Raw genomic sequence first — 12,719 nt, 5'->3', positions numbered from 1 at the left:
ATAAAAACGCCGCCCTTTGAGGCGGCGTTTTTGTTTGTTTTTTGTCTTGTTTATCGCTGTTGGTGCCACGCGAGCGCGCGCACAATGTCATCCGCATTGACCTTGCCGATGATGGCGCCGTTTTCGACGATGCCCACATCGCCGCTGCTGTCTGCAACAGCGCTCATCAACTCGCGCACAAGCGTCTCACGGCGTGTGGTGGCGGCAAAGGGGCGGGGTGCCGCGTTCCGGTCAAAAGGTGTCATGATATCGCCTGCGCGCAAGACACCAAGCGGGTTCATATGGGCGACAAAATCCGCTACATACTGATTGGCAGGCTGCAAGAGAATTTGCTGCGGTGTGCCGCACTGGACGATCCGCCCCCCTTCGAGGATGGCAATGCGGTTGCCGATTTTCATCGCTTCATCGAGATCGTGACTGACGAAAACAATGGTCTTCTTGAGCCGCGACTGGAAGGTCAGAAGCTCATCCTGCAAACGTGTGCGGATCAGCGGATCGAGCGCTGAAAAAGGCTCGTCCATCAGCAGGATCGGCGCGCCGGTTGCAAAGGCGCGGGCCAGGCCCACGCGCTGCTGCATGCCGCCGGAAAGCTCGCTTACTTTGCGGCTGGCCCAATCCTGAAGACCCACCAGCTCAAGCTGCTGGCGTGCTTGTGCAAGCCGTTCCTGCTTACCCATGCCGGATATTTCGAGACCAAAGGCCACGTTCTCTTCAACGCTTCGCCATGGCAGCAGGCCAAACTGCTGAAAAACCATGGAAACGAGTTCGGTTCGAAGATGCCGCAATGTCTTGCGGTCTGCTTTTCCCACGTCAAATGTACGTTCGCCATCACGGATCAAAACGCGGCCTCGTGAAATCGGATTAAGGCGATTGATGGCGCGCAGAAGCGTCGATTTGCCAGAGCCCGACAATCCCATCAGGACAAGAATTTCGCCTTCCTGAATGTTGAGCGAGCAATCATGCACGCCCAGAACGAGATCGGTTTCAGCCTGAATTTCTGAGCGCGATGCCCCGCGATCAGCCAGTTCCAGCGCGCTATCGACATTTTTGCCAAAAATGATGCTGACATCTTCTACAGAAATGATCGTCATAGTCGGCTCTCCTATTTTTCGCGCCCGGCGCGGAAGATGCGGTCGAGCACAATGGCAACCACGACGATAACGAAGCCCGACTCAAAACCGAGCGAAGTGTTGACCGAGTTCAGAGCGCGAACCACTGGAACGCCAAGTCCATCAGCCCCCACAAGCGCTGCAATCACCACCATGGAGAGTGACAGCATGATCGTTTGTGTCAGGCCTGCCAGAATTTGCGGCATCGCGTAGGGCAATTCGATCTTCCAGAGAAGTTGTCGGCGAGATGCGCCGAAGGCTTCACCGGCTTCAATCAGAGCGGAGGGCGTGGACGAAATGCCCAAATGTGTAAGACGTACTGGCGCGGGCAAAACAAAGATCGCCGTTGCCAGAAGTCCCGGCACCATGCCGATGCCGAAGAAGACGATGGCCGGGATCAGATAGACGAATGTTGGCAGCGTCTGCATGAGATCGAGAATGGGCCGCATAACAGCATAAAGCGTGGGGCGGTGTGCGGCTGCAATGCCAAGCGGCACACCGATTGCCATACAAAGAAAACAGGCTGATAGAACCAGCGTCAGCGTTTTAAGTGTCGCGTCCCAATAGCCCTGATTGATGATGAACAGAAAGCCGATGATGGTGAGGATCACCACGGATATGCGGCGCTGTATAAACCAGGCTATGGCTGCAAAAATGAGGATCAGAACAAGCGGGTGCGGCAGTTGCAACAGGTACAGCAAGCCATCAATAAGCCACTGCATGACAGCGGCCAGCGTATCAAAAAAGCCGCCCATATTGTCTGTAAGCCAGTCGACTACCGACTTTGCGGTGGGTCCGACCGGAATTTTATAATCCGTCAGCCAGTTCAACGATTGTGACTCCTGCTGCGTGCTTTCTGGTTTTCATCTTGTGCAAAAGAGTAGGCCGCGGGGTCCCGCGGCCTTTTTATGCGTGAACGTTACAGGCCGAGTGTCGCTTTCACAGCTGGCAGACCTTCCTTGCCGTCAACGGTTGTGACGCCATCAAGCCATTTGTCGAGGACAGCAGGATTCGCCTTGAGCCATGCGGTTGCAGCTTTCGCCGGTTCTTCGCCATCATCCAGAATCTTGCCCATGATCTCGTTTTCCATTTCAAGCTGGAATTCGAGATTGGTCAGGAATTTGCCGACATTGGGGCATTCCTGCGCATAGCCTGCGCGGACATTGGTTTCGACCGTTGCGCCGCCGAGATTCGGCCCAAAAAAATCATCGCCGCCGGTGAGATAAGCGATTTCAAAGCGCTTGTTCATCGGATGCGGCTCCCATGCGAGAAAGACAATCGGGTCTTTGCTTTTAATGCTGCGTGCGACCTGCGCCAGCATTCCCTGTTCAGAAGATTCCGCCAATTCAAACGATTTCAGACCAAACGCATCTTTGGTGATCATGTCGAGGATGAGACGGTTGCCGTCATTGCCCGGCTCGATGCCGTAAATCTTGCCGCCGAGCTTATCCTTGAAAGTGGCAATGTCCTTGAAGTCCTTGAGACCTTCGTCATAGGCATATTTTGGCACAGCCAACGTATATTTTGCGCCCGTCAGGTTTGTGCGCAGCGTCTCGACGCTTTTGTCATCAAGATATGGTTTGAGATCGGCGCTCATGGACGGGTTCCAATAGCCGAGGAACACATCGATGTCCTTCTTGCTCAGCGACGCATAGGTCACAGGCACGGAAAGAACCTTGATGTCGGTCTTGTAGCCAAGGCCTTTGAGAATTTCAGTGGCGACAGCCGTGGTCGAAGTGATGTCGGTCCAGCCAACATCGGAGAAGCGCACCGTTGAGCAGCTCTCAGGCTCGGCAGCCTGGGCTGCTGCGGGAATCGCAAAAATTGCTGTGGTGATAGCCAGCATATTCAGGGCGCGTTTCAGCGAAGGCGTCGATGTGGACTTCATTTTTCTCTCCATTAACCGGGCCGTTTTGACGGTTGATTGTTTTTCCGGTTCCAGCTTTTAGCAAACACCAAAGATTTCGCCGATCAAGTACCATTGCGGCGAAAATATTTCTGATTGCGACTTTCGGGGGCGTTGTACTCGTTTTTCTGGACCGGCAGGTAAAAAATTCGGCACATAAAGCGTTCTGGCCGAAGCAGGGTGAAGTGGCGCCATGTTACCCACCGCTTGTTTCGTTTCAACCCTCGCAACAGGAAAAGCTTCGATAATTGGTGTGAGACGCTGCTCAATGGTTGTCGAAAAGCCAGCCACACTCTATTTGAGGAGGGTAAAAGTTGTCAGCGCATGCTGGCCAGTGCTGGACGGGATTTTTAGCCCGCCATTGCCGGTAAGGTAAAAGTGTCAGAGAGCCTGTCATTGCAGGCAACAGGAAGGACTTGATACAGTGTGGAATGCAGTTCGGGGCGTTTTCTCCTTCCTTGGCCGTTTTATCGCGGCATTGGCACGATTGATCGCGGTTCCGCTTGGCGCTCTTTGGAGGCTTTTTATGAAGCTCGGAAATTTGTGGAAACTTGCCGTTGCAGTGGTCGTGATCGGCTTTGGTGGCCTTTATGCCTATTTTATCTGGCAAACACAGGCCTGGGCAAATTTCAATCCAGACTATCCGGCCAAGTATAGCTATCAGGATGCGGTTACGCCTGGCGAGCAGGTTCAGAATACGCCTGCACCACTTGCGGCAACACAGGAACCTGTAACGCCAACGCCGTCTGAAAGCAGCATCAGCGGAACAGACACCACGCCTGCCGCTGGCGATGCCGACACGGCAACACAGCCTGATAGTCAGCCTCAAACGCAGCCGATGCAGGCCGCACAGATCCCTTCGACTGCGCGCAAGTGCTCGCCATCGGCCATTGCCGAAGTCGCTGCTGATCTCACGGATTTCAACGTCAATCAAAATGCATGGATTTCTTCCATGCTGCTTTACAAACTTGGTTTTTTCGGTCTCGACTGGGACCGGACGCCGTTCCTGGATAACAAGGCTTCGTTCCAGCGCGGCATCAATTCAGCGGTGCGCCGTACCGCCATTGAACTGGTGGATAATATTGGTCGTCTGCGTGGTACATCGCAGATTGATAGCGATCTGCAAAAGGCACGCGGCAACCTCCAGTTTGCAGAGGATGCGTGGTATTTTGGTCTGAGCCCCTTTGGTCCCAAGACCCCGACGCCAAGCTACTATCGTTCGGCGATCAAGGATCTGCGCTCCTTCAATACGCGGCTTGAAAACTGTCAGGCGACGTTTGATGCACGTGCAGACAATCTGATCCAGTTTGTTGATCGTATTGCCAGTGATCTTGGCTCAACCTCTGCGATCCTCAAGGATCGCGCCGAGAATTATCATGCCGGTTGGTTTGATACCCGTGCCGATGATCGCTTCTGGTTCGCCTATGGTCAGCTCTACGCCTATTACGGTTTGCTGCGTGCGGCGCATTCGGATTTCCGTGCTGTGCTGGCGGAGAAGCATCTTGACGGTGTTTGGGACGAAATGGAAAAGCAGTTGCGTTCGGCGCTTGATATGCAGCCATTCATCGTTTCCAACGGCAGCCCGGATGCATGGTTTACCCCGTCGCATCTGACAACTATGGGCTTTTACATATTGCGCGTTCGCTCCAATCTGGTGGACATCAAGCAAGTCTTGGAGCGATAGTCTTTAATGGAATTGCCATCACGACTGCGACAGTCCGTCGATGCTGCGCTTGAGGGCGTGGCATTGGCTGATCTGAAACGCGCTTCCGATATGCTGTCGCGTCGTTATCGTGCGGAAACGCGCGATGGGCGGCTGCATATTTCGGATGAGCTTGCTGCAAAAGCTTATCTGGCTGCACGACTGCCTGCGACCTATGCCGCCGTCCGTGCGAGTTTAGAGAGTGTTGCAGAGGTATGCCCTGATTTTGCACCGCAGACCATGCTGGATGTCGGCTGCGGGCCGGGGACGGCCCTATGGGCTGCGCGCGAATGCTGGCCTGATTTATCATCTGCTACCATGATCGAGGCAAGCCCGGCCATCCGCGCGGTTGGAAGCAAGCTTGCCGAAAATATCGGTCTTGATACGGAATGGCGCGCGGGTGATCTGATTAAGGAAAAGCTTGATTTTCCAAAGGCTGATCTTGTGACGATTGCCTATGTTCTGGATGAGCTGGCGCCTCTTGATCGACAAACACTTATTGAGAAACTTTGGGCATCGGCCCGACAGAGCTTTGTCATTGTCGAACCGGGGACGCCTGCTGGCTGGCAACGTATTCTGGACGCGCGCAAGGTGCTTATCGCCAAAGGCGCTTACATTGCAGCGCCCTGTGCTCACCAGCTTGAGTGTCCACTGATTGCACCGGACTGGTGCCATTTTTCGCGCCGCGTTGCGCGTTCGCGTATTCACCGTCTGACCAAAGATGCGGAAGTGCCGTGGGAAGATGAGAAGTTCATCTATCTTGCAGCGACACGCGATCCGTCCCTTCATGCTTCTGCGCGGGTGATCGCACCGACGCGTGTCGGTGGCGGCAAGGTCTCAATCAAGCTTTGTAATGAGAATGGATCTTCGGAAGAACGCCTTGTGACCAAGCGTGACGGCGAGCTTTTCCGCTGGGCTCGCCGTGCTGATTGGGGTGACGCTTATTTATGACGCCTGAAGCGCTGTTTGTGCTGCGGGTCCGTTGATGATGAACACCATTGCCGCCGCTGCAAAGCACAGGGCTCCTGCAAGGATGAGAGCTGGCAGGTAGCTGTCATAATCGGTGCGGACAAAGCCCGCGAAGGCTGCTGCGGCTGCTGCTCCCACCTGATGGCCTGTGAATACCCAGCCGAAAACCATTCCAGCTTTTTCGGGGCCGAATTTTTCAGCGGCAAGCTTCACGGTCGGTGGAACGGTTGCAACCCAGTCGAGGCCGTAGAACACAGCGAAAAGGGCGAGCTCATAAAGCGTGAAATCGGTGAAAGTCAGATAGATCAGCGATAATCCGCGCAGCGCATAGAACCAGAACAGCAGCCAGCGATTGTCGAAGCGATCGGAAAGCCAGCCAGCGCCGATCGTACCGATCAGATCGAACGCGCCAATGACCGCCAGAATGCCGGCGGCACCGACTGGCACGATGCCGAAATCACCGCAGAGGGCAATCCAATGGGTCTGGATCAGACCGTTGGTTGAAAAGCCACAGACAAAGAAGGTGATGAACAGTACCCAGAAGGTCGAGGTTGACGATACTTCGCGCAAGGTGATCAGCGGTGACGCAAGCAGCGATGCAAAGCTTTTCTTTGGTTCAGGAGCGGGAAGGGGGGCCGTGCGGCCATAAGGCTTGAGGCCGATATCTGCCGGGTGATCACGCATCAAGACGAGCACCAGCACCAGTGCTGTCATCAGAAAACCAACAACAATGGTCAAAGATGTGCGCCAGCCAATCGTCTGGCTGACACTTGCAAGAATGGGCATGAAGACAAGCTGGCCGGTCGCATTGCTGGCCGTCATGAGGCCAACCACAAGACCGCGACGCTTTTCAAACCAGCGTGCAGCAACGGTTGCGCCCAGAACGAGTGCAGTCATGCCGGTACCAAGGCCGATTATGATGCCCCAAAGACCGACCATCTGCCATTCTTGCGTCATGAAAATCGACCCGATCAGCCCACCGGCGATCATGACAAGTGCCGTCGCAACGACACTGCGCAAGCCGAACTGGTTCATGAAAGCCGCCGCAAAAGGCCCCATCAGTCCGAAGAGCACCAGACGCAGCGCCATGGCGAAGGAAATATTGGCATTGGTCCAGCCAAATTCTCTCTGAAGCGGTTCAATGAGAATGCCAGCCGAGCCCATTGCCGCAGCGGTCGCAAGCATGGTCACGAATGTGATGGCAGCAACAACCCATCCATAATGGATGTTTCGTTCCTGAAGAAAGCTGGCAAGTCTCGCAGAAATCATCGTCGATGCTTTCGGACGTGGGCTGATGTTTTGAACAGCCGCAAATTGAAGGTCAACCCGGTCGCCAGTTAAAGGCACAATGGGCTTTGGTCATTGTTTTTAGTCAAAGGCACGCAGCAGAGTAAGCAATTGCTCCACGCCTTCATTGCCCAGTTTGGCTTCGATTTCTTCCTGAGCCGCATCCCAAAGTGGTCCACCTTGTTTGACGAGATCGTGGCCGTGTTCGGTCAGCGTGATCTGGATTTCACGATGGTCTTCGCCGTGCGTCTGTTCAATCAAACCCATACGCTGCAGCACCTTTGCATTGCGGCCCATTGTTGAGCGGTCAAGGTCGGCAAGCCGTGCAAGCTCCGTTAATGAGATAGAGCTTGCACGTGCGATTTTTCGCAGCAAGCTGAACTGCGCGACATTGATGCCAAGCGGTGCCAGCGCCTTGTCATAAACGCCGGACGATTTTCTGGCTGCCTGACGCAGAAGAATGCAGAAACATGGATTCGACATAATGCGGGTATATACCCGTAAATAATTGCTGGCAAGTGCCTTTGGATATTGCCGTCATCTTCACACGGCGATGTGAGATGTTTCCTTGACCTCTTCCATTACAGCGTAAGTGTGGGATTCGCGCACACCTGGCAGGGATAGAAGTGCTTCTGATAAAAAGCGCCGATAGTGATCCATATCCGCGACACGTGCCTTGATCAGATAATCGAAGCCGCCGGCGACCATGTGGCATTCCATAATGTCGGGGTTGCTGCGCGTAAAGCTGGAGAAGGTTTCAAAAACTTCCGGGGTGGTGCGATCCAGTTTGATCTCAATAAAAACCAGCATTGAGCGATCGAGCATTTTGGGCGACAGGAGGGCTGAATAGCCCAGAATATAACCCTCGCGTGTCAGTCGTTTCACCCGTTCAGCGGTGGCCGTCTGCGAAAGATGAATGCGATCGGCAAGTTCAGTGTTGGTCAGGCGCCCGTTTTCCTGAAGCGCAGACAAAATGTTTTTGTCCATCACATCGAGATTTTTCATCTTGTCCCCATCGACCACCTGCATGGGTGGCTTCTTTGTTTGTTTGCAAATAATCTGCGTACGAAATGAATCTGAATTCCAGGCCGGGCGCAAGGCAAAATTTTTGAAGCATAGTTAAATTACGGCTGCACTACACGGTTTGGTAGAAGGCTACAGCGATAGTCTTGACAGTTGTAGGATGGTGCAATCCATAGCAGTATGTGTGCGTACTGAAAGTGATACTGCACGCATAGCATTCAGGCTTTGCATAATGGCTTTGGGCAGGTGTTATACCCACGGCAGGCCGGAAAAGGTACTCCAGCCTTTAGCCAATTTGTCCGTGTCAAGGACAAGGGAGAATCCGGACTATTTAAAGAAGTCCGGATTTTCTGTTCGTGTTGCTGCTGAAACAGTCGGAACGCTTTTATTTGGTAAGGCACTAGCCGCGCTGATAGCGAAAGCGGCTGGTTTTGCGGTTTTAAATTTTCCAGTTGCAAGCGATGCAAGGGAAGGCTAACAGTATCGCCATGAACATTTCGCGCATTGACACAAAAATCTGGTGGTGGGCTCGCTAAAAGCGGCCACGCAGGCGTTTGTGCATTTGCGTTTCAGAAACAGGCCGCTGGGATTATCCGGGCGGCCTTTTTGTTTGGCTGTTTGAATAAGACCGGGTCTTGGAAGTGCTCGATAACGAATAACACTTGGGAATTGCCAGTCATGAATGCGAAGATTGCGGATAGCGAGATATTCACGCACGAGACAGCGGGCGGCATTGTTGTCGAACGTGTGCGCCATCTGACCGCTTATAAGGGGGCCATCGAGACTTATATCGATGCTCTGAATGAGCGGCGGGGCGCGGTCTTTTCTTCCAATTACGAATATCCGGGCCGCTACACGCGATGGGACACGGCAATTGTTGATCCGCCTGTGGTAATCACCTCACGCGCGCGCCAAATGCGGATTGAAGCGCTGAACAAGCGCGGCGTGATCTTGCTGCGCCCGATCCTCAAGACGGTGCAGGCACTTGGTGAAGTCAAGGTCGATAAGGCCGATGAAGATCGGATCGAGCTGACGATTGCTGAACCTACCGGCACATTCACCGAAGAAGAACGCTCCCGCATGCCATCGGTCTTTACTGTGCTGCGTGCGATTGTCGGCCTGTTCTTCTCCGAAGAGGATGCAAATCTCGGCCTTTATGGTGCGTTTGGTTACGATCTCGCATTCCAGTTCGATCCGATCCAGTACAAGCTGAAGCGCCCGGACGATCAGCGTGATCTGGTACTTTTCATCCCGGACGAAATCTTTGTGGCGGATCATTACTCGGCGCGCGCATGGGTGGATCGCTATGAATTTTCCTGTGGCGGTTCTTCAACGCATGATCTGGCGCGGGCGACGCCGGTGCAGCCCTTCAAGCCTGCCGAGCGTGATCTGCCGCGTGGCGATCACAATCCGGGCGAATATGCCAAGCTGGTTGAACGCGCGAAGGATAGCTTCAAGCGCGGTGATCTGTTTGAAGTGGTGCCGGGGCAGACTTTCTATGAGCGTTGCCACACAGCACCTTCGGAAATTTTCCGTCGTCTGAAGTCGATCAATCCATCGCCTTATTCATTTTTCATCAATCTGGGAGAGAATGAATATCTGGTCGGCGCTTCGCCGGAAATGTTTGTGCGCGTCAATGGTCGCCGCATTGAAACCTGCCCGATTTCCGGCACGATCAAGCGCGGTGAAGATGCGATTTCGGATTCTGAGCAGATTCTGAAACTGCTCAATTCCAAGAAAGACGAGTCCGAGCTGACCATGTGCTCGGATGTTGATCGCAACGACAAAAGCCGGGTTTGTGAGCCGGGTTCGGTGCGGGTAATCGGTCGTCGTCAGATCGAAATGTATTCGCGTCTGATCCACACGGTTGACCATATTGAAGGCCGTTTGCGTGATGGTATGGATGCTTTTGATGGCTTCCTCAGCCATGCCTGGGCTGTGACTGTGACCGGCGCGCCAAAGCTCTGGGCCATGCGTTTCCTTGAAGAAAACGAGCGCAGCCCGCGTGCATGGTATGGTGGTGCTGTCGGCATGATGCACTTTAACGGTGACATGAATACCGGCCTCACACTGCGCACAATCCGCATCAAGGAAGGTGTGGCCGAAATTCGTGCTGGTGCGACGCTGCTGTTTGATTCCAATCCTGAAGAGGAAGAAGCCGAAACCGAATTAAAGGCATCCGCGATGATCGCTGCTGTGCGTGAAGCGCAGAAGAGCAATCAGGTTGCAGAAGAGCGCGTGGCGGCAAAGGTGGGCGAGGGGATTTCGATCCTTCTGGTCGATCACGAAGATTCCTTCGTGCATACACTCGCGAATTACTTCCGCCAGACGGGTGCAACGGTTGCAACGGTGCGTTCGCCGGTCGCCGAAGAAGTGTTCGACCGCATCAATCCTGATCTTGTCGTGCTGTCGCCCGGACCGGGCACGCCACAGGATTTTGATTGCAAGGCAACCATCGACAAGGCGCGCAAGCGTCAGCTGCCGATTTTCGGTGTCTGCCTTGGCCTTCAGGCGCTGGCAGAAGCCTATGGCGGGACGCTGCGCCAGCTGCGCATTCCGATGCATGGCAAGCCATCGCGTATCCGGGTCTCAAAGCCTGAGCGCATCTTCTCTGGTCTGCCGAAGGAAGTGACTGTTGGTCGTTATCATTCGATCTTTGCCGACCCTGAACGTTTGCCAGATGATTTTCTGGTCACGGCGGAAACGGAAGACGGTGTCATCATGGCTTTTGAACATAAGAAAGAGCCGGTGGCGGCGGTCCAGTTCCATCCCGAATCCATCATGACGCTGGGTCATAATGCGGGGATGCGGATGATTGAAAATGTTGTCACGCATCTGGCAGGTAAGCATAAAGCGCGCCGCAGTAACTATTAAACCTGATTTTACGTGGCACCCAAAGGACCAGCCGTAGTGAAAACTGCGGCTGGTTTTTCGTTTATGGGTTTCAAAAATAACGTCTTTTCGGAACTGCTTTGGCGAACCATTTGCAACTGTAATGCCTTGCATTTGCAAGAGAAAATTTAATGCGAGAAGTGCAGAAGAGGGGTTCGATATTTGAACTATCTGGGTTATAGAACGGCTATTGAAATGCTGCTGACTGGATCGGCCAGGGTGAATGCGCAATAGGCTGATTGGTTAGCCTGAACCCGCCTGGCGGGATAAGAATATAAGTATCTGAAGGTTCATGATGAACGCGAATGTAAAAGTTCGGCGGCTCGCCGCTTGGTCGATTCCTGTTGCGCTGGGCGTGATGGGGCTGAAATATCTGGCCTATGCGCTGACCGGCTCTGTGGCACTTTATTCGGATGCTCTGGAATCTATCGTCAATGTCATCGCGGCAGTTGGGGCGTGGTGGGCGATCAGTGTCAGTCATAAACCTGCGGACGGCAATCATCCTTTTGGACATCATAAGGCCGAGTATATCTCAGCGGTCGTCGAAGGTGTTCTGATCACGATCGCAGCACTTTTGATTGCCAAAGAAGCGTGGTCAGCATTGCAGGCGCCGCACCAGATGGAAGAGCCGTGGCTCGGCCTTGCGATTAATATGGGTGCTGCTGCGATAAATGCCTTCTGGGCCATGCTGCTCATTCGCACGGGCCGCAGTGCGCGTTCACCGGCGCTGGAAGCCGATGGCCAGCATATTATGACTGACGTGTTTACATCGGTCGGTGTTCTGATCGGCCTTGTTGGAGCCGTGGTCACAGGCTGGGCAATCCTTGATCCGTTGCTTGCCATTCTGGTTGCGATCAACATTCTCTGGCAGGGCTGGGGTGTCATCAATAAATCCATACAGGGCTTGATGGATATTGGTGTCGAGCCTGTGGAGGAAATGCGGATTCGCGATGTGATTTCGGCAAATGCCGGCGGTGCGATTGAGGTTCATGATCTCAAGACCCGCATTGCAGGCAGTGTGACCTTCATCGAATTTCATCTGGTTGTGGCCGCTGATATGAGTGTTGGCGACGCGCATATCATTTGCGACCGAATCGAAGATGCGTTGAAGGCACAGATCGACAGTGCGCGCGTCGTGATCCATGTTGAACCGGAGGACGAGGCGAAACTACCCATTGGCACGAGTTCAGTGCCTTTTGCTTAAATCTTTCAGCTGTTACCTATTTTTCACATAAAGAGCTGAAAGACCAAAACCTGCGCTGTGCATATCGGCGTAATGATGCGTGAAATTAAAGTAGTAAAACATGCCCGGCAGGGCTTCACTCGTTGTCCAGAATTTTGCGCCTTCGCCAAAGTCTGAAGCCGCAATATTTGGAAAAATTGCCGGGTTGACTTTTGAGCCGTCACAGGCTGCGCTTAAAAGCGTTTCCAGTTCTTCGCCGGATGGTAACCGCCAGCCAGCTCCCTTCGTCCGAGCAGCAGAAACTGCATCTGTCTGGGTCATCAAATCAGGTTGGCCTGTGCATCGTGCGAGCGCTTCGTTCCAGGCCATTCCGCTGGCGCAACGCTGCCAGATAAGGCCATTTTTGGTATCAAGAACGGTTTCATTCTTCACTTGCAGGGATGAAGCGCCTGAAACTGTGCAGGCTGCAAAAGCTGGTTGTGTGCAGAGTGCGAACACGGCAAGCGTGGGAATCAAAGTTAAGCGCATTTCAAGTTCCGTTCTTTAAAGGGCGGCGCATAGGCAGGCTTTGCGATGTTTTAGTGGCGGTTACCTGTAAAAAATAAAAGCTGATGGATTTTGTTTTTGCTTGCCGCAGTCTTGCACGTT

General features: G+C 53.6%; 12 protein-coding genes. 5 read left to right on the top strand and 7 right to left on the bottom strand.

Features of this window, described 5'->3' with window-relative positions:
* Positions 1 to 50: 50 nt before the first annotated feature.
* The 3 genes from choV to OPR82_RS14535 all read right to left on the bottom strand — a co-directional run bounded on the left by choV (position 51) and on the right by OPR82_RS14535 (position 2,997).
* Complete coding sequence (choV, locus tag OPR82_RS14545; protein ID WP_265985615.1) at positions 51 to 1,091, bottom strand: choline ABC transporter ATP-binding protein; 1,041 nt, start codon at positions 1,089 to 1,091, stop codon at positions 51 to 53.
* A gap of 11 nt (positions 1,092 to 1,102) precedes the next feature.
* The gene (choW, locus tag OPR82_RS14540; protein WP_265985614.1) at positions 1,103 to 1,939 is read right to left on the bottom strand and encodes a choline ABC transporter permease subunit; all 837 of its coding nucleotides are present in this window, start codon (positions 1,937 to 1,939) and stop codon (positions 1,103 to 1,105) included.
* Positions 1,940 to 2,028: 89 nt separating this feature from the next.
* Entirely contained in the window at positions 2,029 to 2,997 is a 969-nt protein-coding gene (locus tag OPR82_RS14535) for a choline ABC transporter substrate-binding protein (protein ID WP_407673265.1), read from the bottom strand.
* Positions 2,998 to 3,541: 544 nt separating this feature from the next.
* Here OPR82_RS14535 and OPR82_RS14530 point away from each other — a divergent pair.
* Together OPR82_RS14530 and OPR82_RS14525 are read left to right on the top strand one after the other, a co-directional pair.
* Complete coding sequence (locus OPR82_RS14530; protein WP_323054555.1) at positions 3,542 to 4,699, top strand: DUF2333 family protein; 1,158 nt, start codon at positions 3,542 to 3,544, stop codon at positions 4,697 to 4,699.
* Positions 4,700 to 4,705: 6 nt separating this feature from the next.
* Positions 4,706 to 5,668 (top strand): small ribosomal subunit Rsm22 family protein, encoded by a 963-nt coding sequence (locus OPR82_RS14525; protein ID WP_265985612.1) that lies wholly within the window; start codon positions 4,706 to 4,708, stop codon positions 5,666 to 5,668.
* Here OPR82_RS14525 and OPR82_RS14520 read toward each other — a convergent pair.
* The 3 genes from OPR82_RS14520 to OPR82_RS14510 form a co-directional block, all read right to left on the bottom strand.
* Entirely contained in the window at positions 5,663 to 6,955 is a 1,293-nt protein-coding gene (locus OPR82_RS14520) for an MFS transporter (RefSeq protein ID WP_265985611.1), read from the bottom strand. The two genes, OPR82_RS14525 and OPR82_RS14520, sit on opposite strands and share 6 nt — an antisense overlap.
* A gap of 99 nt (positions 6,956 to 7,054) precedes the next feature.
* The gene (locus OPR82_RS14515; RefSeq protein WP_265985610.1) at positions 7,055 to 7,456 is read right to left on the bottom strand and encodes a MarR family winged helix-turn-helix transcriptional regulator; all 402 of its coding nucleotides are present in this window, start codon (positions 7,454 to 7,456) and stop codon (positions 7,055 to 7,057) included.
* A 60-nt stretch (positions 7,457 to 7,516) separates the two neighbouring features.
* Positions 7,517 to 7,978: an Lrp/AsnC ligand binding domain-containing protein gene (locus OPR82_RS14510; protein WP_265985704.1), complete on the bottom strand. Its 462-nt coding sequence runs from the start codon at positions 7,976 to 7,978 to the stop codon at positions 7,517 to 7,519.
* Between the two features lie 250 nt (positions 7,979 to 8,228).
* On the opposite strand from OPR82_RS14510, the gene OPR82_RS14505 reads away from it, so the two are divergent.
* The 3 genes from OPR82_RS14505 (at position 8,229) to OPR82_RS14490 (ending at position 12,092) form a co-directional block, all read left to right on the top strand.
* Complete coding sequence (locus tag OPR82_RS14505) at positions 8,229 to 8,474, top strand: hypothetical protein (protein ID WP_265985609.1); 246 nt, start codon at positions 8,229 to 8,231, stop codon at positions 8,472 to 8,474.
* Positions 8,475 to 8,674: 200 nt separating this feature from the next.
* Positions 8,675 to 10,870, top strand: coding sequence for an anthranilate synthase component I (locus tag OPR82_RS14495; protein ID WP_265985606.1), 2,196 nt, complete (start codon positions 8,675 to 8,677; stop codon positions 10,868 to 10,870).
* A 313-nt stretch (positions 10,871 to 11,183) separates the two neighbouring features.
* Positions 11,184 to 12,092 carry a cation diffusion facilitator family transporter gene (locus OPR82_RS14490; protein ID WP_265985703.1) on the top strand — a complete coding sequence of 303 codons (909 nt, stop codon included), beginning with the start codon at positions 11,184 to 11,186 and terminating at the stop codon, positions 12,090 to 12,092.
* Positions 12,093 to 12,104: 12 nt separating this feature from the next.
* Here OPR82_RS14490 and OPR82_RS14485 read toward each other — a convergent pair whose 3' ends face one another.
* The gene (locus tag OPR82_RS14485; protein WP_265985602.1) at positions 12,105 to 12,599 is read right to left on the bottom strand and encodes an Lcl C-terminal domain-containing protein; all 495 of its coding nucleotides are present in this window, start codon (positions 12,597 to 12,599) and stop codon (positions 12,105 to 12,107) included.
* Between the last annotated feature and the right edge of the window lie 120 nt (positions 12,600 to 12,719).

Origin of the sequence: Ochrobactrum chromiisoli (genome assembly GCF_026241335.1) — a bacterium.
Lineage (GTDB): Bacteria > Pseudomonadota > Alphaproteobacteria > Rhizobiales > Rhizobiaceae > Brucella > Brucella chromiisoli.
This window is presented reverse-complemented; position numbering and strand designations above follow the sequence as displayed.

Coding starts and splice junctions, on each gene's coding strand:
- choV (WP_265985615.1), bottom strand. CDS start 1,091: ATGACGATCATTTCTGTAGAAGATGTCAGCATCATTTTTGGCAAAAAT.
- OPR82_RS14535 (WP_407673265.1), bottom strand. CDS start 2,997: ATGAAGTCCACATCGACGCCTTCGCTGAAACGCGCCCTGAATATGCTG.
- OPR82_RS14530 (WP_323054555.1), top strand. CDS start 3,542: ATGAAGCTCGGAAATTTGTGGAAACTTGCCGTTGCAGTGGTCGTGATC.
- OPR82_RS14525 (WP_265985612.1), top strand. CDS start 4,706: ATGGAATTGCCATCACGACTGCGACAGTCCGTCGATGCTGCGCTTGAG.
- OPR82_RS14520 (WP_265985611.1), bottom strand. CDS start 6,955: ATGATTTCTGCGAGACTTGCCAGCTTTCTTCAGGAACGAAACATCCAT.
- OPR82_RS14515 (WP_265985610.1), bottom strand. CDS start 7,456: ATGTCGAATCCATGTTTCTGCATTCTTCTGCGTCAGGCAGCCAGAAAA.
- OPR82_RS14510 (WP_265985704.1), bottom strand. CDS start 7,978: ATGAAAAATCTCGATGTGATGGACAAAAACATTTTGTCTGCGCTTCAG.
- OPR82_RS14505 (WP_265985609.1), top strand. CDS start 8,229: ATGGCTTTGGGCAGGTGTTATACCCACGGCAGGCCGGAAAAGGTACTC.
- OPR82_RS14495 (WP_265985606.1), top strand. CDS start 8,675: ATGAATGCGAAGATTGCGGATAGCGAGATATTCACGCACGAGACAGCG.
- OPR82_RS14490 (WP_265985703.1), top strand. CDS start 11,184: ATGAACGCGAATGTAAAAGTTCGGCGGCTCGCCGCTTGGTCGATTCCT.
- OPR82_RS14485 (WP_265985602.1), bottom strand. CDS start 12,599: ATGCGCTTAACTTTGATTCCCACGCTTGCCGTGTTCGCACTCTGCACA.